General features: G+C 69.9%; 4 protein-coding genes and 1 pseudogene. 3 read left to right on the forward strand and 2 right to left on the reverse strand.

What is annotated here, in order from left to right; translation table 11 throughout:
- Positions 1 to 365, reverse strand: a 365-nt coding sequence (locus tag BN1056_RS07210; RefSeq protein ID WP_210580070.1) for a DoxX family protein, incomplete at its 3' end; no start/stop codon positions are given.
- Positions 366 to 612: 247 nt separating this feature from the next.
- Here BN1056_RS07210 and BN1056_RS07215 point away from each other — a divergent pair.
- The 3 genes from BN1056_RS07215 (at position 613) to BN1056_RS15070 (ending at position 1852) form a co-directional block, all read left to right on the forward strand.
- Positions 613 to 1290 (forward strand): sigma-70 family RNA polymerase sigma factor, encoded by a 678-nt coding sequence (locus tag BN1056_RS07215; RefSeq protein WP_073327062.1) that lies wholly within the window; start codon positions 613 to 615, stop codon positions 1288 to 1290.
- Positions 1290 to 1622: a mycothiol system anti-sigma-R factor gene (gene rsrA / locus BN1056_RS07220; protein ID WP_073327060.1), complete on the forward strand. Its 333-nt coding sequence runs from the start codon at positions 1290 to 1292 to the stop codon at positions 1620 to 1622. The genes BN1056_RS07215 and rsrA overlap by 1 nt, the downstream gene beginning before the upstream one ends.
- A 155-nt stretch (positions 1623 to 1777) precedes the next feature.
- Positions 1778 to 1852: a 50S ribosomal protein bL37 gene (locus BN1056_RS15070; protein WP_395994430.1), complete on the forward strand. Its 75-nt coding sequence runs from the start codon at positions 1778 to 1780 to the stop codon at positions 1850 to 1852.
- A gap of 83 nt (positions 1853 to 1935) precedes the next feature.
- On the opposite strand, the pseudogene BN1056_RS14685 reads toward BN1056_RS15070, so the two are convergent.
- Positions 1936 to 2058 (reverse strand): annotated as a pseudogene (locus BN1056_RS14685) (GDSL-type esterase/lipase family protein); the annotation flags it as partial.

Here is a 2058-nt window from a genome sequence, read left to right on the forward strand (position 1 = left end):
CCGATGGCGGCAGAGCGCATTAGCCCCGACATGGCCTGCTTGCGCGCGTCCTGGCCCTTGACGGCCCACACCGGGTTGTTCACCAGCGTCAGGGGAATGTTGAGCGTCGCCAGTACGGCTGCGCAGGTGCGCGGCGCCCGTCCCGTGGCCAGGCCCAACCCGGCCACTACGCTCACGGCGCCGCTGATGCGGGTGAGCAACTCGGCGTCCGAGTGCAGCACCGGCGGCAGCCCGGCCTTCTCCAGCACCGGCTGCACCTTTTCGAACTTCTCCGCATGCCGCTTGGGTCGGGCGAGGGCGTCAATGCCATCGACGATGAAGGGGGCGGCAAGCGCCGGGCGGGCAACGATGCGCAGAAGGTCCATACCCCCATCTTCGCGCACCGCGGCGCCCGGTGCCAGTAGCCGGCGACAACAGCCGGGAATGCGCGGGCCCGCGGAGTCGTTTAGGACGGCGATGATTGCTTCTTACACCCGCCCCGCCCCGGGGGCATCTCCCACGGCCGCGCCGGGAATCGGCGTAGCCCCGGGCCTGGTGTCTGCTATGACCTCGTTACCGCGGGGCGCCCAGCCGCGGCGCACTACTGGTACGGGCGGGCTAGGCTCGTGGTCGATGACGGACACAGACGATCACCGCCCCACGGACCGGCTTGGCGTGGCACAGTCCCCCGCCGAGGCGGAGCCCGACGACCTCGACCGTGCCCCGGCCGACGAGTCTGCCGAGGCCCGCGCGGCCCGCTTCGAGGCCGACGCCCTGCCTTATCTGGACCAGCTCTATGGCGCCGCTTTGCGTATGACCCGCAACCCGGCTGACGCCGAGGATCTGGTGCAGGACACGTACGCCCGCGCCTTCGGCGCCTTTCACCAATACCGGCCCGGCACCAACTTGAAGGCCTGGCTCTACCGCATCCTGACCAACACCTTCATCAACACCTACCGCAAGAAGCAGCGTGAGCCGCTGCAGTCCGACGCCGACACGGTCGAGGACTGGCAGCTGCACCGGGCCGCCTCACATGACTCCGTCGGGCTGCCCAGCGCCGAGAACCTGGCGTTGGACGAGCTGCCGGACGAGGAGATCAAGGCGGCCCTGGGGGAGCTCAGCGAGGAGCGGCGGCTGGCCGTTTACCTGGCCGACGTCGAGGGCTTCTCCTACAAGGAGATCGCCGAGATCATGGGCACCCCCATCGGCACGGTCATGTCGCGCCTGCACCGTGGGCGCCGGCAACTACGTGAGCTACTTGCGGACCACGCCCGCCAGCTGGGCTATGTCAGCGCGGAGGAGAAGAACTAATGGGTGAGAAGAACCCGACCGAGCCCTGTTCGTGCGCGGAGGCCCGTACCCACCTGGAGCGCTTCCTCGACCATGAGGTCGACCAGGATCTTCAGGCCCGCCTGGCCGAGCATGTCGCTTCCTGCGAGCACTGCTCCCGCCAGGCCGACGCCGAGCGGCACCTACGCGAGTTGGTCCGCTCCCGCTGCGCCGAGCAGGCTCCGCCCGCGCTGCGCGCCCGCGTCCTGGGCTACCTGTCCGCGGCGCGCATCAGCTCCACGACGACGTCGGTCGTCTCCACCACGCGGGTCACGGCCACGGTGGTGCGCACCGAGCGCATCGAACGCGGCTGAAGCGCCCGGCGGAGCGGTCGCCGCGGTGATCTGTGTTCGCATTCACCGCCGCCGTGGGGCGGCCGGCTGGCAGCGACTGGGCGCGATGTGCGAAAATACCCGGCGTTCCGTGCCCCTCGGGGCGGAGAAGAACCACCACACATGAGGAGGCAGGAATGAGCAAGCGCGGTCGGAAGCGTCGTGCACGCGCCAAGAACAGCGCCAACCACGGCAAGCGTCCCAACGCCTGAGACGGGTGGGGCGGCGTCTCGGCGCCGCACTCAACTACCTACGACCGGCCGGTCACCACTGTGGTGGCCGGCCGGTCGCTTGCTCACCTCGGTGCGGGCACGCCCAGCCACTCGTACCAGCCGCGGTGCAGCACCAGCCAGGCCAGCAACCCGTAGCCGGCCTGGGCCGGATGCCCGCCGCCGTCGGAAATGACATCGGTGAGCCA

It is taken from the genome of Actinomyces succiniciruminis (assembly GCF_900002405.1).
GTDB lineage: Bacteria > Actinomycetota > Actinomycetes > Actinomycetales > Actinomycetaceae > Actinomyces > Actinomyces succiniciruminis.